23 protein-coding genes and 4 pseudogenes are annotated in these 21,076 nt (G+C 68.6%); 18 read left to right on the top strand and 9 right to left on the bottom strand.

Features of this window, described 5'->3' with window-relative positions; genetic code table 11:
* Together E6R62_RS40055 and E6R62_RS36440 are read left to right on the top strand one after the other, a co-directional pair.
* Positions 1-182 (top strand): hypothetical protein (locus E6R62_RS40055; protein WP_168714298.1); only part of this gene is annotated, 182 nt, incomplete at its 5' end.
* A gap of 12 nt (positions 183-194) precedes the next feature.
* Positions 195-514 (top strand): annotated as a pseudogene (locus E6R62_RS36440) (IS630 family transposase); the annotation flags it as partial.
* 126 nt (positions 515-640) lie between these two features.
* Here E6R62_RS36440 and E6R62_RS36435 read toward each other — a convergent pair.
* Both E6R62_RS36435 and E6R62_RS36430 read right to left on the bottom strand, forming a co-directional pair.
* Positions 641-1,090 (bottom strand): SRPBCC family protein, encoded by a 450-nt coding sequence (locus tag E6R62_RS36435; protein ID WP_136217744.1) that lies wholly within the window; start codon positions 1,088-1,090, stop codon positions 641-643.
* Between the two features lie 539 nt (positions 1,091-1,629).
* Positions 1,630-2,154 carry a DUF4142 domain-containing protein gene (locus tag E6R62_RS36430; protein WP_136217743.1) on the bottom strand — a complete coding sequence of 175 codons (525 nt, stop codon included), beginning with the start codon at positions 2,152-2,154 and terminating at the stop codon, positions 1,630-1,632.
* A 345-nt stretch (positions 2,155-2,499) separates the two neighbouring features.
* Here E6R62_RS36430 and E6R62_RS36425 point away from each other — a divergent pair, with 345 nt between their 5' ends.
* The 10 genes and pseudogenes from E6R62_RS36425 (at position 2,500) to E6R62_RS36380 (ending at position 9,117) form a co-directional block, all read left to right on the top strand.
* On the top strand, positions 2,500-2,985 hold the full coding sequence (locus E6R62_RS36425) for an STAS domain-containing protein (RefSeq protein ID WP_136217742.1): 486 nt from the start codon (positions 2,500-2,502) through the stop codon (positions 2,983-2,985).
* Positions 2,982-3,434: an STAS domain-containing protein gene (locus tag E6R62_RS36420; protein WP_136217741.1), complete on the top strand. Its 453-nt coding sequence runs from the start codon at positions 2,982-2,984 to the stop codon at positions 3,432-3,434. The genes E6R62_RS36425 and E6R62_RS36420 overlap by 4 nt, the downstream gene beginning before the upstream one ends.
* Positions 3,435-3,601: 167 nt before the next feature.
* Positions 3,602-3,823, top strand: a complete 222-nt coding sequence (locus tag E6R62_RS36415) for a hypothetical protein (RefSeq protein WP_136217740.1) — start codon at positions 3,602-3,604, stop codon at positions 3,821-3,823.
* Positions 3,824-4,271: 448 nt separating this feature from the next.
* Complete coding sequence (locus E6R62_RS36410) at positions 4,272-5,309, top strand: YihY/virulence factor BrkB family protein (RefSeq protein ID WP_136217746.1); 1,038 nt, start codon at positions 4,272-4,274, stop codon at positions 5,307-5,309.
* A 39-nt stretch (positions 5,310-5,348) separates the two neighbouring features.
* Positions 5,349-5,897 carry a phosphatase PAP2 family protein gene (locus E6R62_RS36405; protein WP_240802108.1) on the top strand — a complete coding sequence of 183 codons (549 nt, stop codon included), beginning with the start codon at positions 5,349-5,351 and terminating at the stop codon, positions 5,895-5,897.
* A gap of 310 nt (positions 5,898-6,207) precedes the next feature.
* Positions 6,208-6,666, top strand: coding sequence for a phage holin family protein (locus E6R62_RS36400; protein WP_136217739.1), 459 nt, complete (start codon positions 6,208-6,210; stop codon positions 6,664-6,666).
* The gene (locus tag E6R62_RS36395; RefSeq protein ID WP_136217738.1) at positions 6,663-7,127 is read left to right on the top strand and encodes a DUF3618 domain-containing protein; all 465 of its coding nucleotides are present in this window, start codon (positions 6,663-6,665) and stop codon (positions 7,125-7,127) included. Before E6R62_RS36400 ends, E6R62_RS36395 begins: the two co-directional genes overlap by 4 nt.
* Positions 7,124-7,384 (top strand): annotated as a pseudogene (locus E6R62_RS36390) (DUF4235 domain-containing protein). Before E6R62_RS36395 ends, E6R62_RS36390 begins: the two are co-directional and overlap by 4 nt.
* 185 nt (positions 7,385-7,569) lie before the next feature.
* Entirely contained in the window at positions 7,570-7,986 is a 417-nt protein-coding gene (locus E6R62_RS36385) for a hypothetical protein (RefSeq protein WP_136217737.1), read from the top strand.
* 162 nt (positions 7,987-8,148) lie between these two features.
* Complete coding sequence (locus tag E6R62_RS36380; RefSeq protein ID WP_240802107.1) at positions 8,149-9,117, top strand: RNA ligase family protein; 969 nt, start codon at positions 8,149-8,151, stop codon at positions 9,115-9,117.
* 287 nt (positions 9,118-9,404) lie between these two features.
* On the opposite strand, the gene E6R62_RS36375 is transcribed toward E6R62_RS36380, so the two are convergent.
* From E6R62_RS36375 to E6R62_RS36355, 5 genes are all read right to left on the bottom strand, one after another.
* Positions 9,405-11,150 carry an IclR family transcriptional regulator C-terminal domain-containing protein gene (locus E6R62_RS36375; RefSeq protein ID WP_136217736.1) on the bottom strand — a complete coding sequence of 582 codons (1,746 nt, stop codon included), beginning with the start codon at positions 11,148-11,150 and terminating at the stop codon, positions 9,405-9,407.
* A gap of 1 nt (position 11,151) precedes the next feature.
* Positions 11,152-11,763 (bottom strand): RNA polymerase sigma factor, encoded by a 612-nt coding sequence (locus E6R62_RS36370; protein ID WP_136217735.1) that lies wholly within the window; start codon positions 11,761-11,763, stop codon positions 11,152-11,154.
* Positions 11,757-12,062 (bottom strand): hypothetical protein, encoded by a 306-nt coding sequence (locus E6R62_RS36365; RefSeq protein ID WP_136217734.1) that lies wholly within the window; start codon positions 12,060-12,062, stop codon positions 11,757-11,759. The genes E6R62_RS36370 and E6R62_RS36365 overlap by 7 nt, the downstream gene beginning before the upstream one ends.
* Before the next feature lie 393 nt (positions 12,063-12,455).
* Complete coding sequence (locus E6R62_RS36360) at positions 12,456-12,740, bottom strand: hypothetical protein (protein WP_136217733.1); 285 nt, start codon at positions 12,738-12,740, stop codon at positions 12,456-12,458.
* 70 nt (positions 12,741-12,810) lie between these two features.
* Positions 12,811-13,620 (bottom strand): helix-turn-helix transcriptional regulator, encoded by an 810-nt coding sequence (locus E6R62_RS36355; RefSeq protein WP_136217732.1) that lies wholly within the window; start codon positions 13,618-13,620, stop codon positions 12,811-12,813.
* A gap of 1,173 nt (positions 13,621-14,793) precedes the next feature.
* On the opposite strand from E6R62_RS36355, the gene E6R62_RS36350 reads away from it, so the two are divergent.
* The 5 genes and pseudogenes from E6R62_RS36350 to E6R62_RS36325 form a co-directional block, all read left to right on the top strand.
* Positions 14,794-15,261, top strand: coding sequence for a lamin tail domain-containing protein (locus E6R62_RS36350; RefSeq protein WP_136217731.1), 468 nt, complete (start codon positions 14,794-14,796; stop codon positions 15,259-15,261).
* A 208-nt stretch (positions 15,262-15,469) separates the two neighbouring features.
* Positions 15,470-15,922: a hypothetical protein gene (locus tag E6R62_RS36345; protein WP_136217730.1), complete on the top strand. Its 453-nt coding sequence runs from the start codon at positions 15,470-15,472 to the stop codon at positions 15,920-15,922.
* A gap of 434 nt (positions 15,923-16,356) precedes the next feature.
* Positions 16,357-17,256: a Ku protein gene (locus tag E6R62_RS36335; protein WP_136217729.1), complete on the top strand. Its 900-nt coding sequence runs from the start codon at positions 16,357-16,359 to the stop codon at positions 17,254-17,256.
* Between the two features lie 979 nt (positions 17,257-18,235).
* Positions 18,236-18,574 (top strand): MerR family transcriptional regulator, encoded by a 339-nt coding sequence (locus E6R62_RS36330; RefSeq protein WP_136217588.1) that lies wholly within the window; start codon positions 18,236-18,238, stop codon positions 18,572-18,574.
* A 376-nt stretch (positions 18,575-18,950) separates the two neighbouring features.
* Positions 18,951-19,280 (top strand): annotated as a pseudogene (locus E6R62_RS36325) (transposase); the annotation flags it as partial.
* A gap of 37 nt (positions 19,281-19,317) precedes the next feature.
* Here E6R62_RS36325 and infA read toward each other — a convergent pair.
* Positions 19,318-19,536, bottom strand: coding sequence for a translation initiation factor IF-1 (gene infA / locus E6R62_RS36320; RefSeq protein ID WP_136217727.1), 219 nt, complete (start codon positions 19,534-19,536; stop codon positions 19,318-19,320).
* Positions 19,537-19,796: 260 nt separating this feature from the next.
* On the opposite strand from infA, the pseudogene E6R62_RS36315 reads away from it, so the two are divergent.
* A pseudogene (locus E6R62_RS36315) lies at positions 19,797-20,889 on the top strand (IS630 family transposase).
* Between the two features lie 9 nt (positions 20,890-20,898).
* Here E6R62_RS36315 and E6R62_RS36310 read toward each other — a convergent pair.
* Positions 20,899-21,076: transposase (locus tag E6R62_RS36310; RefSeq protein ID WP_168714296.1), on the bottom strand; the 178-nt coding region annotated here is incomplete at its 5' end.

Genomic DNA, 21,076 nt, shown 5'->3' with positions numbered 1-21,076 from the left:
TTTTCGCCCAGCACCATCTCCGCCTCCGCAAAGAAGCACTGCGCGCCATCATCGAACGCGGGGAGGAACTACAAACCCGGTACAGCCGCCGGTACGCCGATTTTCGGACCCGCCTGATCGGCATCTGTATTGGCGCCTGTGCCATCGGCTTCACCGCAGCCGTCCTGCTGACCCTGCTCTGACCTGTCCCGGTCATCGCTCGACTGGTCGAGGCGGACGAGGACACCGTCCGCGACGTGATTCACCGCTTCAACGAGATCGGGCTCGCATGCCGTCAACCCTCAGTGGGCGGCAGGCCGTTCCCACCTGCTCAATGAACTTCGTCATCGAGACGGCCACCACCCGCCCGACTCGGGTCGGCAAGCCCTTCACTCGCTGATCGATCCGCAAGCTCGCCAATCACCTTCGGCGCAACACCGCGGCCCGGGGCCGCCCGCGCCGGATCCCGATCAGCCGCACGGCCTTGCGATGCTTACTGGTCCACCGCGGGATTTCCGTTCAAAGAACCAAGACTGGAGCTCCCGAAGTCGGCTGCCTCGGTCTCTTCACCGGCGGGTATGCCCCCCTGCATCGTTCCAGGCCCGGAAGCGATGCAGGGGGCGGGGAAGCAGGGTTTCACCAGGCCGGCTCGGGTCTGGTCTCAGACCTCGCCGCGCCAGGAGCCGGTCTCACGGCCGCGGTCCTCGATGTAGTCCTTGAACCTCTTCAGGTCGCTGGCGACCTGCCGCTTGACGAAGCCGAGCTTGTCGCCGAGGTTCTCCGCGAAGCCCTCCGGGTCGTAGTCGAGCCGCAGCATCACCTTGGTCTTCGCGTCGGCCAGGCGGTGGAAGGTGACCACCCCGGCGTGCTTGGCCTCCCCGCCCAGCGTGGTCCATGCAACCCGTTCGTCGGGGATCTGTTCGGTGATCTTCGCCTCGAACTCCTTCGTGACCCCGCCGATCTTCGTCACCCAGTGCGTCATGGTGTCGGTGCGCTGCTCGATCCGCTCCACGCCCTCCATGAAGTGCGGAAACGACTCGAACTGCGTCCATTGCTTGTACGCGGTTCGTACGGGGACGTCGACCTCGACGGACTCTTCGACCTGCGACACGAGGACATCCTTTCTATCGCCTCCAGGCAGCGCGCCCGGCTGTACACGGAGAGCCCTTCCCCCGTCCGCGCCCGTGCCCTCGATGCCCACGCCCACGACCCCCGAACAGACGCGCCAATGGCTACGGACTGACACATCGGTCTGGCTGCCCGTAGCCGGCCCGGGACCGCGAGTGGGCCGAGACACAGCGGACATCACGCCGCGTGCCAAACATGCGCGAGGCGCTTCGGCAGCAGGTAGCCACGGGGCTTCCTGATGCCGATACTTCAGCCATCAGGACTCCCGCGATTCCTGCCTCGCCCGCCGCGCTGCGCACCCGGTCTCCCCGCCGGCACCGTCGGCCGAACGTCCAGACGGTGCAAGGGCTTCAGCCGCAGCGGCCACCGACGAGCCCCGCCTGCGCCCCGAACCCCCAGCGTGCATCACACGCGGGAGCCGGACGCCGCGTGGCGACCGTTTCCGGAGATCGGCCGACTGGTCGACGACCTGCCTGGTGTCGCTCGCCGTTGTCCTGGGCGGCCTGGCGGTGGGGGACGTTTTCAGGACATGGTGTGGCAGGTCCCGCCGCGGACCATGTCGAGGTGCATGACGACGACGGGGCGTGCCTTCTTGGCGGCGTTGGTGACGGCGGTGTCGGTGCCCGTCTTGATCTGCGTGTCGATCAACGCGAGGGTCTTGGTGTGGCCGGCTTCCTGGTCGCTGAGCCAGGCGGCATCGTAGCCCGCGGTCCCGGCCTTCTCCTGGACCGCCTTGAGTTTTTGCTGCTGCTCGGCCGTGGGCATGGTCGGCAGAGGCACCTTCGACTGGGCGGCGAGCGTCTTCAGGTCGGTGTCGAGCTTTTGGTGATCGGCGACCAGTTTCGCGCCCACCTGCTTCACGCAGGAGGTCGTGGCGTGCTTCTGAGCGTCCTGACCGGCGGCGATCTCCGCCAAGTTGCTCTGATGCGCGGACCGCACGAACGCCGTGTCCTGGCCGTCGAAGGGCGCAGCGGCCAGTGTTGCCGGCCCGCAAACACCTGATACCACAGCCGCGAGGGCCGCCGTGATCAGCAGACGACTGCGCATGGCGATCATCTCCTTCCGAGCGGCCTGGGCTGGAAGAGCCACCGGTGCGGCCGCGCCCGGCGCCTACCCGAAAAGAACCTCCCAAACGTCGCGAGGAAAGACGCGGGAAGCCGCCCGCGCCCGGGAGGCATCGCGACGGGATCGACCGGTAGACCGCCTATTCCACCAGCGGCAACTACAGACAGTGACGACTGTGTGACCGGGATGTCAATATTCTTGACATTCGTCCCTGGGCGGGGGAGACAGTGGGGAACATGGAAGTCACCGCGCGGATCGCCTCGCTGAAGGCGGACGTAGCCGAGGTCTGTGCCGGACGGGCTGGCGCCCGAGAGCCAGCTTCGAGCGGTGGCCGAGCTGCGCGACGCTCTGGAGGCGGTGACCGGTCGGGCTTTGGACGGTTCGATGGCTGCGGCCCGGGCCGAGGGCTGGGGCCTGCGCCGTATCGGCGAGGCGGCCCGCCTGGGTCTGCGGCCGGCTGGCCGGGGCCGACGAGCGCGGGCGGCAGCGGTGAGAACCGGCGAGGACTTCCGGACCGCCACTCGCACCGTCGCCGAGAGAACAATCGTCACCGTCATCGGTGAGATCGACATCGGCACCGGACCCCTGCCGCAAGAAGCCCTCGACAAAGCCCTGGCCGCCGGCACACCCCGCATCGACATCGACTTCAGCCAGGTGACCTTCTGCGACAGCGCCGGCCTTCGCGCACGAGCCGACGCCCGCGACCGCGGCATCCGCCACACGGTGAGGGAGGTGCGCATCCCGTGGATGAGGGACCTGTTCACCACCACCGGCACGGACACCCTCCTGGCCAACGGACCGGCAGCCGCATGACAGAGCACTCCGCCGAGCCGGCGGCGGGAGGTCTGCACCGCCGCACCCGCGACGGGGACGGCACCCTGACCGCCGACGTCACCCACACCCACGACCGGCTCGCCGTGATCACGCTGAGCGGCCGCCTGGACGGTATCTCCGGCTGGCAGCTGCGAGGGGTCATCGGCTACTGCCTCGCCCGCGACCTGACCGTCCTGATCCTGGACGTCCACGCCCTCGAAACCTGTGACGAAGCCGGCCTCCACGTACTCACGGGCGCGTCCGCCGGCTGCACGGCCATGGGCGGGGCCGTACACCTGGCCGCCCCCGCCCCCCGGCTGCGCGCCATGCTGACCGCAGAGGGACTCGAGCGTTTCCTTCCCCTGCACGACGACCTGGAGGCGGCGCTGCGAGCCGTCCCGCAACCGCCGGTCGGCACCGACGACAGCGTGACGAACGGCGCCGAGTAGTAGGGGTTGGGGCTGCGGTTTCAGGTGCCCCGCAGGGGATCAACCGGTCTGCTGCTCGGTTCGGCAATCGGGTGTTCCCGTTCTGTGCCCGCGACGGCTTGGCTGGGGTGGGGAAGGGATGGGGGTTGATGCCGGAATCGGCCGGCACAGGCAGAGAGGAGTTGACGGTGGAGACATCCGAGCTGGAGAGCAAGGTCCAGAAGTTGGAGACGGCGCTGGCCGTCCAGGAGGCTTCCATGGCCGGTGCGCAGGCGACGCAGGCCGCCACGCAGGCGGGGATGACTTCCACGTTCACCGCCGCCCACGGCGGGACCTGGGCGGTGATGGGTGCCGGCAGTGCCGCGTTGATCGTCGGTATCTTCCTCGGCATGGCCATCGCCAAGGGCTGACGCACGCTCGCTCCCGTAGACCGTTGTTCGATTCGCGCCGCCCTCGCCGGACAAGGTCCGAGGAGGGCGGCTCACTCTGCGGACTGATCCCACAAGCGCCAAATCCACCCTGCACACCGCGCACAGTGACCGCATAGGACGCGGCGCGGCACCCGGGCTCCTGCTACGAAGGCGTCTCCCCGCAGCCCCGAGTACCTGGCCAAGGAACTCGACTCCACGCTCAACAGCGGCCCCGAACAGCGCATCGACAAGGTGGCCTTCGATCCACCAGGCCCTGCCCGTCCTTCCTGCCAAGGACTGCGCCACCGACCGCGCACGCAACCCGGCAGGTGCAGTCCTGCGTTTCCACGGCACGCCAGTACCAAACATGCCAAACATGGTTTCCGGACCTGTGGGGAGGGCGAGGCATGGGAGGTCCCGTGGTGGAAAGCCGCCGGGTATGGCACCTATGACACCGAAATCAGGGCACGGAGACGACCGCGACCGCAATGACGCGGGCCGGCAGAACAATGTGGGCCCGGATGAACGGGTGGAGGAGCGGGCCCCGGACCAGCTCAGCGAACTGCCCAAGCGGTCCTGGCTGGCCGTGCTACGCGGCACCCTGAAGGAGTTCAAGGACGACGAGCTGGCCGACCGGGCCGCGGCGCTGACCTACTACGGCGTGCTGGCCCTCTTCCCGGCCCTGCTGGTCCTCATCTCCTTGCTGGGCATCGCCGGGAAGTCGGCGACCAAGCAGGTCCTGGACAACCTGGAAAAGCTCACGCCCGGCTCGGCGCGGGATGTGATCAGCAACGCGGTCCACCAGCTGCAGGGCAACAGCGGCGTCGGCTCACTCCTGGCGATCGTGGGCCTCGCCGTCGCCATCTGGTCCGCCTCCGGGTACGTGGCCGCGTTCATCCGTACCTCCAACGCCGTCTACGACATGCCCGAGGGCCGCCCGGTGTGGAAGGTGCTGCCGCTGCGCCTGGCCCTGACCGTCGTGCTGATGATCCTGGCCGTCGTCAGCGCGCTGATCGTGGTCTTCACCGGCGGCCTGGCACGCCAGGTCGGCACGGCCCTGGGGATCGGTGACAGTGCGCTGACGGTGTGGTCGATCGCCAAATGGCCGGTCCTCATCCTTCTCGTCACGATCATGATCGCGATCTTGTACTGGGCTGCTCCGAACGCCGAGGGTCGCGGGTTCAAGTGGGTGACGCCGGGCAGCTTCCTGGCTCTGCTGATCTGGATGATCGCCTCGGCCGGTTTCGCGTTCTACGTCGCGAACTTCGGCTCGTACAACAAGACCTACGGCACCCTGGCCGGCGTGATCGTCTTCTTGGTGTGGTTGTGGATCACCAACATCGCCATCCTTTTGGGGCTGGAGTTCGATGCGGAGATGGCCCGCCAGCGCGCGATCGCCGGCGGCCACCCTGAGGGAGAGGAGCCCTACGTCCGGCCGCGCGACACCCGTAAGTGGAGTGACGAGGAGCGGCGCCGCATGGAGTGATCACCGTCTGAACCGCTGTCTTGGGGGAAGCTGATCGGTATGAGGATTCTGACTTCCCTGCGCGCGGGCGAGAGGCAGCTGACCAAACACATGGCGTCCTGGGATTCGGTCTGGGCGCGCGGCCTGCTGCCCCCGGTGGAGGATGCGGCCGAGCACACGAAACTGTGGTGGGCGGCAGCCGTCCTCATGGCGGCCGGGGGCGGCCGGAGGGGCCGCCGGGCCGCGACGGCGGGGATCGCCGGCATGGCGGTAGGGCAGGTGCTCGCCAATGGAGTCGCCAAGCAGCTGATCCAGCGCCGCCGCCCGCCGAAGCAATGGTTCCCGCACGACGAGGTAGAGGAGCGGCCGGACAGCTCCTCCTTCCCTTCCGGGCACACCGCCGCGGCTGTCGCGTTCACCGCCGCCGTGGCTCCGATCTGGCCGTGGGCGGGCGCCGCCTGCGCCGTACCGACGGTGTTGGTGGCGATCGAGCGCGTCCACGACGGCGCGCACTACCCCTCCGACGTCGCAGCAGGAGCCGCGATCGGGCTGGCCGCGGCCGCACTGGGATGGACCGCACCCCGCCTGCTCATACCCCGCCTGGGGTAAAGCTCCGCCGAGGGGCGGGGGCCCGGCCGGTCGCGGGGTAGCGGCGCCCCTGACAGCAGCGTGTCCATCTCAAAGAGGAGGATCTGTCATGGCGGCTCGCTTCGAGGTCCGGCACCAGAGCGGCAAGGGCTGTCACTTCGTTCTGATCCCGACCAACGGGCAGTCATCGCGACCAGCGAGCACTACGAGACGCGCCGTTCCTGCTTGAACTGAATCGATTCGGTCAAACGCAACGCCGACGCCCCCATCCAGGACACCACCGGGACCAACCAGGGCAGCTGAGCGGCGCGGCGCCGCCCATGCGGCGTCGATGGCCGCCATCGTGCAGCCATCACCGGTCAGTGCAGTTAGGCAGTTGTGGGAGTACAGGGTGAAGACACAAGACGCCGATGACTCGGTAGGCGCGCTGGTGACCCGCGCGTCGCAGCAGATCTCGGAGCTGGTGCGCGAGGAGATGCAGCTGGCCCGGGCGGAGATGACCGCGAAGGGCAAACGGTTCGGGGTGAGCGGCGGCCTGTTCGGCGGCGCGGGCCTGACCGGGTTCCTGGCCGCGCAGGCCCTGACCGGCGCTGTGATCGCCGCCGTGGCGCTGTTGCTCCCGGTGTGGGCTGCGGCTCTGATCGTGGCCGCCGTGCTGGCAGCGGTCGCCGCAGTCATGGCTCTGGCCGGCAAGAAGCAGATCGCCAAGGCCGGGCCGCCCGTGCCTGAGCAGACCATCGACAGTGTCAAGGCCGATGTGGCCGAGATCAAGGAGAAAACCCAACGATGAGCGACAAGTCCCGCGGCAGCGAGTCCGCCCCCACTCCCGAGGAGCTGCGCCAGCAGGTCGAGCACACTCGCGACGAGCTGGGCCAGACCGTCGAGGCGCTGGCAGCCAAAGCCGACGTCAAGGCCCGGGCGCAGGAGCAGGCCGCCGCGGTCAAGGAGCAGGCTGCGGAGAAGGCCGCTCACCTCACCGGCCAGGTCCGCGACAAGGCGGAACAGGCGAAACAGCTGGTGAAGGACAAGACCCCCGACCCGGTCCTCGACAAGGCGACCGCAGCTGCGGCGCAGGTCCGTGCCACGGCGTCCCGTGCCGGGCAGCTTGCGGCGGACAAGACCCCCGACGCCGTATGCGAGAAGGCCGGACAGGCTGTGAGCATGGCGCGGGCGAAGCGCACCCCGCTGCTCGCCGCGGCCGCCGCGCTCGTGGTCTTCCTGCTCATCCGGCGCAGCCGGCGGTGCCGGTGAAGGCATCGAAGGTCGCCTACAAGCCGGTCGGTCTGGCCCTGGGAGCGGCCAGCGGAATGCTCGCCGGCGCGGCGTTCAAGCAGGCGTGGAAGTTGCTCGGGCACGACGATGACGCCCCCGACGCCACCGACCAGGGCCGTTCCTGGCAGGAGATTCTCCTGGCCGCAGCCCTCCTGGAGCGATCTTCGCCGTGGTCGAGGCCGCCGTCGACCGGCCAGGCGCCACTCGGACACCTGACGGGCACCTGGCCGGGCTGACGAGGCACAAGAGACGTCGCCGGCCTCTGGCGGCGGGCGTTCGATTTTTTGGCCCAGTTCAGCCCCCGCTGTCGAGCGGCTCGGGTGTCCCGTCTCACTGAAGGTTGACCAATCTCACTGAAGATTGACCGCTGCGGTGTTGTCTCAACGAAGCGTGATCGAGACATCCCTGACAGCCTGGTGGCGTGGATGACTTCACCGAGCAAGGGCTTCGCGACGCGATCGCCGCAGCGGAATCGCCGGACTGGTCTGTGAGGGCCGCCGCAGGGCGACATCTGGCGGCAGCCCCGCAGATTGAGAGTGTCGCCGGTGTCCTGCACCGTCTGTTGCTAGACGCTCAGGACACCGGGGTGACCTCGGATACCGCGGTGGCTCTCTTGGCTCGCAGAGATCTGGCCGGCCTGCGTGCAGTGCTCGCTGCCCGTGCAGTGGTCTCTGACCAGGGAACCGCCGATCAGCTCGCTGCGGAACTGGACGGTGACCCGCGCTGGGCGACCGGAGGGGACGGCGCCGAGATGATCGCGCAACTTCAGACGCTGGCAGCGGACAGAGAACCCGATGTCCGCAACGAAGCTCGGTTGCGACTTACACGCCTGCGCTGATCGGAAGGCACTGGTCAACCTTCAGCGAGATCGGCCAACCTTCAGTGAGACAGGACATCGGACAGGCTGGCGCCGGCGTCGAGGACGAGAGAAGCCTTGGGGATGGTGTTGCGTCCGCCGGTGGAGCCGATGTTGGCGCAGGCCGCTTAGGTGATCCCGCCGGTGCGTCCGCTCGCCTCGAAGGTGGCGTATGAGCAGAAGTTCGACGGGTACCGGGCGCTGGTGTTCACCCGGGCCGGGCCGGGTGGGCGGGTGCTGCTCCAGACCCGCCGCGGTGCTCTGGTCCAGGGCGCGTTCGCCGATCTCGTCGCGTCCGCCGAGGCGCAGCTCCCCGCCGGCCTGGTCCTGGACGGCGAGTTGCTTGTGTGGGACGTGGAGGCGGGCGTCTTGTCGTTCGAGGGGTTGCAGCGTCGGGCCGCCGCCCGTACCCGCAGCGCCTCCGCGCTGGCCGCGAAGCTGCCGGCCCTTTTCGTGGTGTTCGACGTCTTGCAGTTCGACGGCCGGGAGCTGCTCGACCTGCCTTACGTGGAGCGCCGCGCCCGCCTGGAGGCCTTGTTCGCCGACCACGCCCTGACGTCCCCGTGGACCCTGTGTCCGATGACCACGGATGCGGCCAAGGCCCGGGAGTGGCTGGAGTCGTGGACGGATGTGTCCGGCGTCGAAGGCATCGTGGTCAAACCCCAGAGCCGCTACATGCCAGGCCACAGGGGGGCGTGGACCAAGGTCAGACGACGGGACACCACCGAAGCGATCACCGGCGCCATCACCGGCACCCTCACCCGCCCCCAGCTCCTCGTCCTCGGCCGCCACGACCCGGACGGCCGGCTCCGCGCGGTCGGCCGCACCGTCCCACTGCGCACGGAGGCGGCCCACCTGGTCGCCGAGCACCTGACGGTCGCCGACTCCGGACGTCCCTGGGAGGGCGTCACGTTCGCCGCGACCTGGGGGAGCCGTGACGTCCTGGACGTCCGCCTGGTCCGCCCCGACCTGGTGGCCGAGATCAGCGCCGACCGCTCGATCGACCGGGGAGGCGTCTGGCGCCACCCGCTCCGCTTCAAACGACTGCGCTTGGACGTCACGGTGGATGACGTGCCACTTCTTGGAGCCGGCCCGGCTGCGGCGGCTGGCTGAGTGGGGCGGAGTACGCCGTCGCCGGTTGGGGTGAGTGCGCTGGGGTGTGGTCTTTGCTCGACTCTGGTCCCAGGCGGCGGTGTCGACGGAGAGGGATAGGGTTGCCCGCCTCGTCATGGTGGCAGTCGGTCTGGGACGGCGGTCCGGCCCGAGATTCCACGATCGGATCTTCGGCATAGTCGACTGCTCGGCGGCGCGCATGACGGCTCGCGTCTTCGGTGCGCGTGGTCGGCCCTGTGAGAGGTCCGGCGTGCTGGTGCGGCACCAGCACGCCGGAGGTGGGTTGGTCAGGGCAGTGCTAGGGCGACTGTGGCGTCTGCGGGCCAGGAGATCGGTCCGGTTCCTGGGGTTTGGACGGAAGGGCCGATATCGGCGGTGTCGGCGAGTAGTAGGGCCAGGAGGAGGCCTGCGGAGTTTTGGCTGAGGGCGTGCGCGGACTCCAGTAGTCGTGGGTGGAGGTGGGCGGGTAGGGACAGGGCGATGCACGCGGCGCGGCCGGGCATGGCCAGGGGGAACGCGGCGCAGAATTCGCGTTCGGAATACTCCTGGAGGTCGAACTGGCCTGCCTGCGGGCCGTGGACGTCGAGCTCGGCGAAGAGCCGTCCGGGGTCGGTGATGGTCCGGCCGGTGAGGGCTCTGGGCTTGTATCGGGTGAGGTGGTCCATGCGGCCGTCGAAGTCGAGCTGCGCTAGCAGGCTCTTGCCGACCGCGGAGGCGTGTGCGACGTGCGGGAAGGGCACGCCTTCGGCTACTGGGGGTGCCTTGGGTCCGGAGGCCGAGGTCACGATGCGGACCTCACCGTCGGTGTATTGGGAGTAGTAGACGGCTGCGCCAAGGTGTCGGCAGAGGCCGTCGAGGGTGACTCGGATCAGTTCGTGTTCGCCTCCTGGGGCGGTGGTGAGTTTCAGGCGTGGCCCGGGGTGGTGGTCGCCGGCGATGCTTTCGATGAGGTGCTGACCGCGTAGCCAGTGCAGGAGGTGCGTGGCCGCGGCGAAGTTCAGCCCGGTGCGGCGGGTGATCTCGCGTGTGGAGATGCCGCCGGCCTGGCTGATGAGGTGCAGTAGGTCCCGGGCCCGGGCGACGGTTTCCCATTGCCGGTCGGTCTGCTGGGCGGCGGGCATGTTCCGGGCCAGGCCGGTGAGTCGGGCGGGCCGCAGGGCGTTGGCGGACCACCACTGTTGTCCGGCCCTCGCCGTCCCCCTGTTCTCGTCGGCGTTGGCGTCGGTGGGAGGCGTGAGAGCCGGAAGCTTGGCCAGCAGTAGCCCGGATGCGGCCGCAGGGCGGCGGACTTCGGCGTCCGTGGTGCGGACGCTTGGTGCGGGTTCCGGTGCTGGTGCGGGCGCTGGGGACGCCCTTCTGGTGTATTCGCCGTTGCCGGGCATCTGGGGGATGTCGAGGCGGGGGCTCGGGACGGTGTCGTGACGGGCGAGGCGCTGGACGGGGACGGGGACCAGCCGGGCAGCGCCGATGGCACTGTCCTGCCTGCCGGTGGGCTTCATGTCGCCCAAGCCTGTGGGGGTGTGCACGCGTACGGGCAGCTGCGGGGGGCCGGATGTCAGGCCGAGTGCCTGGCGCAGTTCGCCGATGTATTCGGGGTCCTCGATGTCGCAGCGGCCGGCCAGGCGGCCGGCGGTGGCGGCGAGGAGGCGTTCGGCGTCGCCGTGGCCGTGTCGGGCCGCCTCGGCGACGAGGAACCGGACATCCTCCAGCGGCGCGTTCGTCCTGGCGGTCACCACGGCGAGCCGGAAGAGGGCGCCGGGGTGTCCGGCCTCTGCCGCCGTGCCCAAACATTCAACCGCCCGTTCCAGCTCACCGCGCGCCAGTGCTTTGGAGCCGGTCCGGTACAGCGAGTTGGCGAGGTCGCGTTCGCTCCTGGTCAACCGGTAGAGGTGTGAGAGCGGCCCGAAGTCGCCTTCGGGGCGGTCCCAGTGGTCGGGCGGCCCGGCGAGCTGGGCCAAGAGGTTCGCGAGCCCGGCCGGGACCACCGGCTCCGGGCGACCTCGCCCGCCGCGGTGGTCGTCGTTCGTGCTCACATCAGTCACCCTTCTTTCCGTGCTTGGGGTTCTTTCCGAGTCCGGCCCGGATATGCCGGGCGAGTGTGCGGCGCAGGAAGCGCAGCGCGTCGTACCGGTCACGACGCAGCCGCGAAAGGGGTATCCCGAGTTCGGCCGCGATCCGGTCGTCCGTCCATCCGCGGCTCTGAAGCTCCACCACCTTGCGACGTCTGCTTTCCTTCATCGACCGGATCGCGGGGATCACAAGGTCCTCGAGTAGCTCCCGCTCGGTGAGGAACTCGGCTGCGGCGATGACCCCGGGTGCGTCGCTCCCCTTGACCGACAGGCGCCGTTCGGCTCGGGCCTGGCGGCGGATCTCGGACTTGGCCCGGTTACGGGCGGCCCGGCGCAGGTAAGCGACCAGGTCGGTGTTCTGTGCCAGTCGGCCCGCCACCGCGAGTCGGACGGTCGCCAGATACCCCTCCTGTACTGCGTCCTCGCATGACGCCAGCGACAGCCAGGGGAAGTCGCGCTGCAGCGCATACGGTTCACGCGCGGAGAACCGCGGGAACAGATCAATCAGCCGCTGCGCGACGTCGGTGAGGACGGCGGACTCACCGTCGAGGCCGTCACCGACCACAGGTCCTACCACGACCTCCGCCCCCCGGCTCCGGGGACAGCGGTCACGGTCACTACGGCGACCGCCCCCGCGGGCAGGCTCTCAAGCGTCACCGTGACCACAGTGGCGGGCGACGGTACGAGACGGACCTCAAGCAACGGCTCACCCTTGCCGCTTCGGCCGGAGTCCTCACGGACGGCCGGCAGGGCGCACCCACACGGGTCGGATTTTCCGACCCTGCAGTGCTGCCACAGGCGCATCAGTGCGCCCAGCGCGTGCAGCGCGCTCAGGGCGGCCGGGATGTGGCCGGCCGCCTCCATGAACGCCGTCATGTAACTGGCTCCATCTTTCGGGACCGGAGCACCTGGCGGTGCTCCATCGCGTCCTAGACGCCGCCCGAACCGCCGATATCCGCCCTGCCACCGCAGGGTTCACTCGGAAGAGTGTCCATCCGCACATATGCGCGAGCTTTCGCCGAGTCGGATGCCGGCTGATCACGGCTCCAAAGCGGTGCGCCTACGCACTGGCCGTAGCGACGCCGCCGGGCCGGCCTGGCAAGTTGGCGACCCTCCCCCCCCCCGGCAGGTGCTGACTTGCGAGAACGGAGCCGGCACCCCCGAGACGCTTTGTGGCTGTTGCTTCGTGGGGTCCGCCGGCCTGCGCCGCATCTGCGACGGCACTGTGGGAAAGCTGGGCGCAGTGAGCCGGAGGCCGTCCTGTTGGGGTTAGAGCAGTCCCAGTGTGTCGGCGAGCCAGTTTCCGAGGTCGTTGCTGCCGAGGAAGAGCGGGAGGGTGATCCCTGGGACCTGGAGCAGGGTGGTGATGATGCTCAGCCAGAGGGCCATTCGCAGGGTGAGGGTCCGGCGGGCGATGTGTTTCTTCGCGAGTGAGGTGATCGTCGACCAGCACACCGTCCACACCGCGAGTGTGATCACGGCGGCCAGGATCATCTTCCAGATGCTGGGTCCGGGGGTGGCATGCAGACCTGCGCCGAAAGCGAGTGCGGCCATGGACGGTATGGCCGTCAGGACGAGGAAGATGAGGACGTGGCGGACGGGCGTGTACGCGGGCCGGGTGTGTCTACGGGGCGGCTTCGCCGGCCAGACGAAAGGGGGCGGCTGTGGCCGCCCTGCCGTCGCTTCCTCGTACAGGGGCGACGGGCCAGGTCCGCCGCGCCCTGCCTGTTCCTCGGCGAGACGCCGCTGATGTGCCGCGGCGAGGGTGGCCTCGAAGCTCGTGTCCTGCGTTGACGCCCCGGGAACCTGCTGCCGCTCCTCGACGAGGCGGCGGTTCTGTTCGCGCAGGATGCCGACTTCGGAGTCGGCGGGCCTCCTCGCGCTGCTGGGCGAGCTCCGCCTCAACCTGATGGATGTAGTCCTGCGCGTGCCGCAGACTCTCGTCCTGCTCCTTGACCCTCGCCGTAAGCCTCTCGCGCGAGCCTTCCGCGCTCCGCGCCCGCTCAAGTGCCTCCTGCAGCTGCCGGGCAAGCTGTGCCGTCTGGCGCTCCAGGTCGGCTAAGCGTGCCTCGCCGACTTGATGGGCTTGTTGCTGTTCGCGTTGCAGGCGGGTGACTTCTTCTTTGAGTTGTGCGAGCTGGACGGCTGGGGATCGGCTGGCGGTATGGGCCTTGCCGCACAGGGCGTCGAGGTTCTCGTAGACCTCCTGGGTCCAGGGCATGGCACGCGCTTCGAGGTGTCCCCGGAGAGCGTGGAGGAAGGTGCGGGGGGCGATCCGTTCCCCGCTCAGGTAGCGCGAGAGGGTGGCGGGCGCCACGTTCAAGGCGGCGGCGATCTCCTTCTGGGTCCCGCCTGAGGCGATGAAGCCGGCCAGCGCCTTGCGCAGCGCGGCCGCGTAGAGCGCCGCTGCGCGCTCTTGTGGTTCGTCCGTCATCAAGCCCCCTCCGGCCCTCTCCGGCCCACCGAACGCTGCTTGTGAGCGGTGCGGTTGCCCGATTGTCACGCATGCGGTGACACGCCGGGAACGTATCGGCCGAAGAGGTCGACGGAGGACGGAAGTTGCCGATCCGCCGGGAATCAGCTCTTCCCACTCCCGCAAGATCGACCCCGCCGGGAGGTTGGTGTCAGCGAACCGCGAGGGCGATTCGTACACGCAACCGGAAGTGAGGTCTGATGATGGCCATCTCCCCGAACCTGGTGCCCGCGTCGGTCACCGCGGTCAGCGGCCTGGCCGCCGCGATGGCCGGGGCGCCGTGGTGGGGCGTCGTGATGTCTGGTCCTGGTCCTGGCCGCGACATCCGTACAGAGCGTCTTCCCCCAGAACTCCTCGGACCGGCTCACCTGGTGGACCAACCTGCGCGACCACCGCACACGCCGTCACACCAACAACTGCCGGCTTGGGGAGCACCCCGTCGTCTCCGACCCGAAGGGCTGATCGACCCAACCCCCGTCACCTGGGCGCGTGACCAGGTGGCCCGGTGCCGGCGCCGGCCTGTCAATTGCACCATCCACTCCGCTTGAGCCGTGCCGCGCCTTGTCGCCCCTTACAGCTGGCTTGCGGCGGTCCTCGTCCGGTGTGCCGCGCCAAGGCGTCGCGGCGGTCGGCGAACACCGACGGCCCGGCGCCTTTGGCCCGCGGGTGCAGCCCGCCTACGTGCGGAGGAGCCGCTGTGCCTGAACGTGGGCAGGGTCGGCCTGCCGCTGAGGGGTGCAGCGGTTCCGTGGTCGAAGTGACATGCGGGCTATGGGTGTGCGTGCGAAGAACTGCGCAGAACGGCTGTTACTTGATCAACTACTCCGGATGGGTGAGGCGGGTCAGGAGTGCGCCTGGTGGTGCGCCGGAGTGCACTGTCTTCGGTTGCCGTTTGCGGGGCGGGTGAGCGTGGGGAGCGGCGCATGTCAGGGTCACGCCGGGCAGGTGTGTATGGGGTGTGCAGGCGAGTGTGACGGAAATGTCCCTGCTCGGTAACCGCCCTCAGAGGGTGCTGCGCTTGGCCGGGTCGGGGTCGAGAGTGTGGGCCTCGGCTCATTCCGGGGCCGGGATTCCGCACCGGTTGCCGTCTCCTGCTTCGGCGGGTGGGGCACTGTTGTTGAGGGAGCGTCACCTATGTCTTCTGCTTCTTCCTCCGTTCGTCGTATCGCCGCGACCGTTCTGGCCGCCGGGGCTGTGGTGGGCGCGGCCGCGCTGCCGGCGGCCGCTCAGGATCGTGACCACGGCCGGCATTCGCGGGTGGAGATCAGCCGGGTCCAGGCCGACAGCCCCGGACGCGACGACCGCTCCAACCGGTCGTTGAACGGGGAGTGGGTGGAGATCACCAACACCACCCGCGACGCGGTCAACCTCTGGGGGTGGACGCTGCGCGATGAGGACGGCAACCGCTACCGCTTCGACAACCTCCGCATCAACGGCCGCGCCACCATCCGCATTCACACCGGCACCGGCCACGACACCCGCACCGACCTGTACCAAAACCGCCGCGACTACATCTGGGACAACCACGCCGACACCGCCACGCTGCGCGATGACCGCGGCCGCACGGTCGACACCGAGTCCTGGGGCCACCGCCACCACTGACCGGTGTCCGGGTGCGGGCGGCCGCCCGGACGGCGGGCGACCGCCCGCACCGCACTCGAAGAAGGACTGTGGTGCCGGCCGAGAGCCAGGGGTAGCAGCCCGTGGGGTCGGGCTTCGGCCGTGGCGGGGCGAAGCGGGCGGAGAGAGGGTGAGGCCCAGGGGGAAGGGTGACCGCCCGGGCCGGTGTCGCCCACCGCGGGGGAGCGGTGTGCACTCCATCGCGACACCTGAAGGAACGATTCTCCAGTCGAGAGGTAACGACCCTTCCGCACCACCCGGCCAACCCGCCTCGCCGCCCGGCACGCTCGACAGCCCCCACCTCCTCCTCCTGGGCCGCCACGACATCCACGACCGCCTGCGCCCGATCGGCCGCACGGTCCCCCTGCGCCCGGAGGCGGCCCGCCTGGTCGGCGAGAATCTGACCGCGGCAGACCCCGACCACCCGTGGACGGGCATGCGGTTCGCCTCGGCGTGGGGCAGCCGCGACGCCCTGGACGTGACCCTGGTCCGTCCCGAGCTGGTCGCCGAGATCAGCGTCGACACCGCCGTCGACCACGGCGGCGTCTACCGCCACCCCGTCCGCTTCAAACGCCTGCGCCTGGACCTAGCGGCCCGGGACGTGCCCCAGTTCGGGGCGGAACCGGACACGGCTGCGGGCTGAGACAGCAGACGGTCCTCACGCACAACATCGGGCGCCTGTCGTTCAGGACAGCGCCCGGTCGTAGGTCCGCTGGGGCTCCCAGGCGTGATCCGAGGCGGAATCGCATCTCGCCGGCCGCCCGACGAACCTCCTCCGAGCGGGTCTCGTCCTCAAGGGCGCCCAAGAGCATCACGATCGCTCTGGCCTCGTCCTCGGTCAGCAGCTTGAGTCGGGTCTCGCCCGCGGCATCGAGGAGAGTGTCGAGGAAGTCTTCGTCCATGCCGGATCAACGCTCGACACACTCCACCGTCACAGGCGTGCGCTGCCCGGGCGGGCCGACTGCGGGGGGTACACGGCAGGGTGTCGGGCATGCGCCCAGCCGGTCCCGCTGGGGCGGTGGAGGGGCCGGTGAGGGTGCGAGGCTGGAATGAGAGCCTTCGCGAGGAGAAACGTAAATGCGCCCCATTTGGTCTGGTGCGATCAGTTTTGGCCTGGTCACGATTCCGATCAAGGTCTTCCCGGCTACCGAGTCGCACTCGATCTCGCTGCACCAGTTCCACACCGCCGACGGAGGCCGGATCCGCTACCGCAAGGTGTGCGAGGTCGACGGCAAGGAGTTGACCTCGGAGGAGATCACCCGCGGGTACGAGACCGCGGTGGGCACCATCCCGGTCACCGACGAGGACCTGGACGCGCTGCCCCTGCCCACCGCGAAGGCGATCGAGATCGTCGCTTTCGTGCCCACGGAAAGCATGGACCCGATCCGTATCGGAGCCTCCTACTACCTGGCCGCCGAAGGCGTCGCCGCGAAGCCGTACGAGCTTTTGCGGCAGGCGTTGGAGCGGTCCTCGAAGGTGGCGGTGGCCAAGTTCGCGATGCGCGACCGTGAGCGGCTCGGGCTGCTCAGGGTGCTGGACGATGTGATCGTGTTGCACGGGATGCGGTGGCCGGACGAAATCAGGGATTCCGGGCAGGTCGAGGTGCCGGACGTGGAGGTCTCCGACGAGGAGATCGAGGCGGCGGTCGCGCTCGCGGACACCCTCTCCGGGAGGGATCTCGGTGAGATGCGCGACGAGTACCGCGAGGCGCTGGAGAAGCTGATCGAGGCCAAGACCGCCGGCGCCCGGCCCGAGCCGGTCGAAGCCCCCCAGCCGGCCTCGGCGGAGGTCGTGGACCTGATGGCCATGCTGGAGAAGTCCGTCAGCGAGGCCAAAGCCTCCCGCACCGGCGCCGATGCCACCGTCCACGACCTGCCCGCCGCGAAGAAGACCACCAAGAAGACAGCGGCGAAGAAGACGGCCGTGAAGGAGGCTGCGGCGAAGAAGAGCGCCGGCCGCAAACCCCGCAGCGCCTGAACCGGGCCGGGCCGGCTCGGTCTCGCGGGCTGACCGCCGGCCTTCTTCGGGGGGCTTGGCCCGGTCCCGGGGTCGGTTGGTGTCATCGGGGTCGGGAGCGCGCTGATGCAGGGGTCCCGGGGGGTGGCGCGTGCCGTGGGATCGGCGTCTGTGTCCTTGCTTCGTTCGAGGGTGACTGTCTTTCTCCCGAACACGCGGAAATCTGTGTCGGCTGGAGTAGACATTGGATGGTCGGGTGGTTATGGTTTCTCTCGTAACCGAGAAGGACCGCAGGGCCTGGCAGAGACGAACTGCCGGGCAGTAGTACACGCAGTACCCGTAGTTGCAGTGCGCAGGACGGTGCGGTGACGGAGTTTCGAAGCCAGGGTTGTTGCAGGACGGCGACGGGACTGGTGACCGGACCGGGTGGCCCGCAGTGATCAGGGGCCGCCGCAAGCAGTACCCGCAGTGGCAGTACCAGCAGTGAAGTAGTGGGCAGTACCTCGGTGAAGGCGTCGGCTGCGGGCGCGCGCATCGGGAGGTTCGGCAGTGGGGTTCTAAGCCAGAGCAGACGCAGGATGGGCGACGGGGCTGGCTGCCGAAGTGGCGCTCTGACAGGTCACCAGCAGTACGCAACACCCGGCAGTACACGCAGTTCAGCAGTATGAGCAGTACCCGCGTTGCAGCAGTTCGCAGTATGAGCAGTACGCAGTTCCCGTTTGGTAAGTGAGTGATCCAGAGGGAAAGAACGGAGGAACCAGGGCGCCATCAGGATCGCCCGGACGAGCAGTAACGGAGTCCGGGTACCGCAGGACATCGATAGTGAGGTGGTCTCCGGTCACGCATCCGCGATCCCCGCACCCCCGACGAAGCTCAGGTCGGGCGGGCGGAAACATGAGGCCGGCGCAGTACCAGGGCCGGCAGATGGTGTGAGTAGTTCCTTCGGGGCCCTGGTGCCATAGGCACCAGGGCCCCTCCACGTCTTCCACAGAGAGGTGCGATGACCGCAGACGATCCGTTCGGCCGTCTCGATGACGACGACTACCCCGCCTACACCATGGGCCGGGCCGCCGACATGCTCGGCACCACCCAAGGCTTCCTCCGCGCGATCGGCGAGCACCGCCTGATCACCCCGCTTCGCTCGCCGGGCGGGCATCGCCGCTACTCCCGCTACCAGCTCCGCATCGCCGCCCGCGCCCGCGAGCTCGTCGACCAGGGCACCCCGATCGAGGCGGCCTGCCGGATCGTCATCCTCGAAGACCAACTCGAGGAAGCAAAGCGCATCAACGCCGAATACCGCCGCACCGCCCAATCCCCGTTCCCTCCGGCCGCGGCCTGAAGACCGGCCGGAACCGCCGCCACGGCCGGCGACCCGCCAGACCCGTGCTCCGTCGTCCCCGGGTGGTCGTGCGGCGGCCGTGTTGCGGAAACGATTCTGCTCCCGCTCGTCGAGAATCGGATCCACACCGCCCCGGGTGGCCCCGAGCGTCCGGGGCGGCCCCACGTACCGGGCAACCGGGCGGGCACGGCAGTTCGCGTACGGGGACGGCAACGGCAGCGCGGCTTGAGCGGCCGTTACGTGCGGGCACCCGGTGATGCCCCGGCTCGTCTACGCCGGTTCCGCCCAGGTGATGTCCGGCGCGCTCGCGCTGCTCCTCGTTGCAGCGGCCTTTCCCGATCGGGGCATTAGGGCCGCCTGGTTTGGGGCGACCACCCGCGTCGGTCCTGGCCGACCGCGCGTGCGGCCCGACCGTGGCGTCGGCGACAAGGGCTACAGCTCGAAGGCGATCCGCACCTGGCTGCGGCGGAGGGGCGTCAGGCACACCATCCCCGACAGATCCGACCAGGTCCGCAACCGGATCCGTCGCAGCCCCCGAGGTGGCCGTCCGCCAGCCTTCGACAAGCGGGTATATAAGTGTCGCAACGTGGTGGAGCGGTGTTTCAACCGCCTCAAGCAGTGGCTAGGCATCGCCACCCGCTACGACAAGACCGCACACTTCTACCAAGCAGCCGTCACCCTCGCATCGCTGCTGATGTGGGCATGACGCTCTAACGACAACGCCCAGTCGGAGGTGGAGGGGGTTACCCCGCCCGATGCGTGATCCTGCCTTTGCTTTGGTCGTAGGGCGTGAGCTCCACCCGGACTTTGTCGCCGGTCTGGACGCGGATGTAGCTCTTTCGCATCGCAGCGGAGAGGTGAGCGGAGACGACACTACCGTTCTCAAGTTCGACGCGGAACGTGGTGTCCGGCAGGGTATCCACAACCGTTCCCTCCATCTCAAATCCATCTTCCGTAGCCATGCGCGTTCTTCTGCCTCTCGCCTGTAGGACTGCTTACTCGGCACTCATGCACCCATGGGTGGCTCGGAGCCGGCTGGTCGCACACTAAGGGTCTTGAGGCAGCTACGTACAGTGTTTGATGGCGGATCATGGCTCCCGCCCGTGGAGCTCAACGAGTCTTGCCAAGCTGCCGGTCATCGCTCCTGATTGGACATGGCGGTTTGACGACAACTCCTAGTCTTCTGAGTCAGGAATTCTGTTCAGATGTGTAGGCTTGTTGTATGGCGCGGACGGGGCGGCCGAAGGCCGAGTTGACGTTGTCGGATGAGGAGCGGGCTGCACTTGAGGGGTGGGTGCGGCGCCGTTCCACGCCGCAGGCGTGGGCCCTGAGGTGTCGGATCATCCTGGCTTGCGCCGAAGGCGTCTCGAACAAGGACGTGGCGGCTCGGCTCGGTTCGACTCCCCATGCCGGTGGGCCGCTGACGGGCGCGGTTCGTGCAGTATCGGATCCCCGGTCTGGGTGACATGCCGCGTCCGGGTGGACCGCGGACGGTGACGGACGAGCAGGTGGCCGCGCTGGTTTCCAGGACGCTGGAGTCCACCCCGAAGAACGCGACCCACTGGTCGACACGCTCCATGGCGAAGGAACTGGGTCTGTCGCAGTCGACCGTGTCGCGGATCTGGCGGGTGTTCGGCCTGCAGCCGCACCGCTCGGAGACCTTCAAACTGTCGACGGATCCGTACTTCGTCGACAAGGTCCACGATGTCGTCGGCCTCTATCTGGACCCGCCGGAGCGGGCCCTGGTGTTCTGTGTCGATGAGAAGTCGCAGATCCAGGCCCTGGACCGCTCGCAGCCGGTGCTGCCGATGATGCCCGGCGTCCCGCAGCGGACTACCCACGACTACGTCCGGGCCGGCACCACCACTCTGTTCGCCGCTCTTGAGGTGGCCAGCGGCAAGGTGATCGGCTCACTGCACCGGCGCCACAGGGCCGAGGAGTTCAAGAAGTTCCTCATCAAGCTCGACAAGGAAGTCCCGGCCGGCCTCGAGGTCCACCTGGTGCTGGACAACTACGCCACCCACAAGACCCCGGCCATCAAGACCTGGCTGCTGGCCCACCCCCGGTTCCACCTGCACTTCACACCAACCGGGTCGTCCTGGCTCAATCTGGTCGAGCGATGGTTCGCCGAGCTGACGAACAAACAGATACGGCGAGGCGTCCACAGATCCGTCCAGGCCCTGGAGAAGGACATCCGCAACTGGATCGCCGCTTGGAACACCGACCCCCAGCCCTACGTCTGGACCAAGACCGCAGACCAGATCCTCGAACGCCTCGCCAGCTATTTGAACAGAATTCCTGACTCAGAAGACTAGGGTCCGTCTTCAAATCGATCTTGCCCAGAGCAGAAGTGATGCGAGTGTGACCGCCGCTTTGTATGAAGTGGCGGTCTTCTCGTAGCGGGTGGCGATGCCGCGGAAGCCTTTGAGCTGGTTGAAGCTGCGTTCGACGGTGTTGCGGCGGCGGTAGATCTCGAGGTCGAATGCTGTCGGTCGGCCACCT

This window comes from Streptomyces sp. A1136 (assembly GCF_004795055.1).
Classification (GTDB): domain Bacteria; phylum Actinomycetota; class Actinomycetes; order Streptomycetales; family Streptomycetaceae; genus Streptomyces.
Note: the sequence above shows the minus strand (reverse complement) of the source record. Positions and strands in the feature narration are given on the sequence as shown.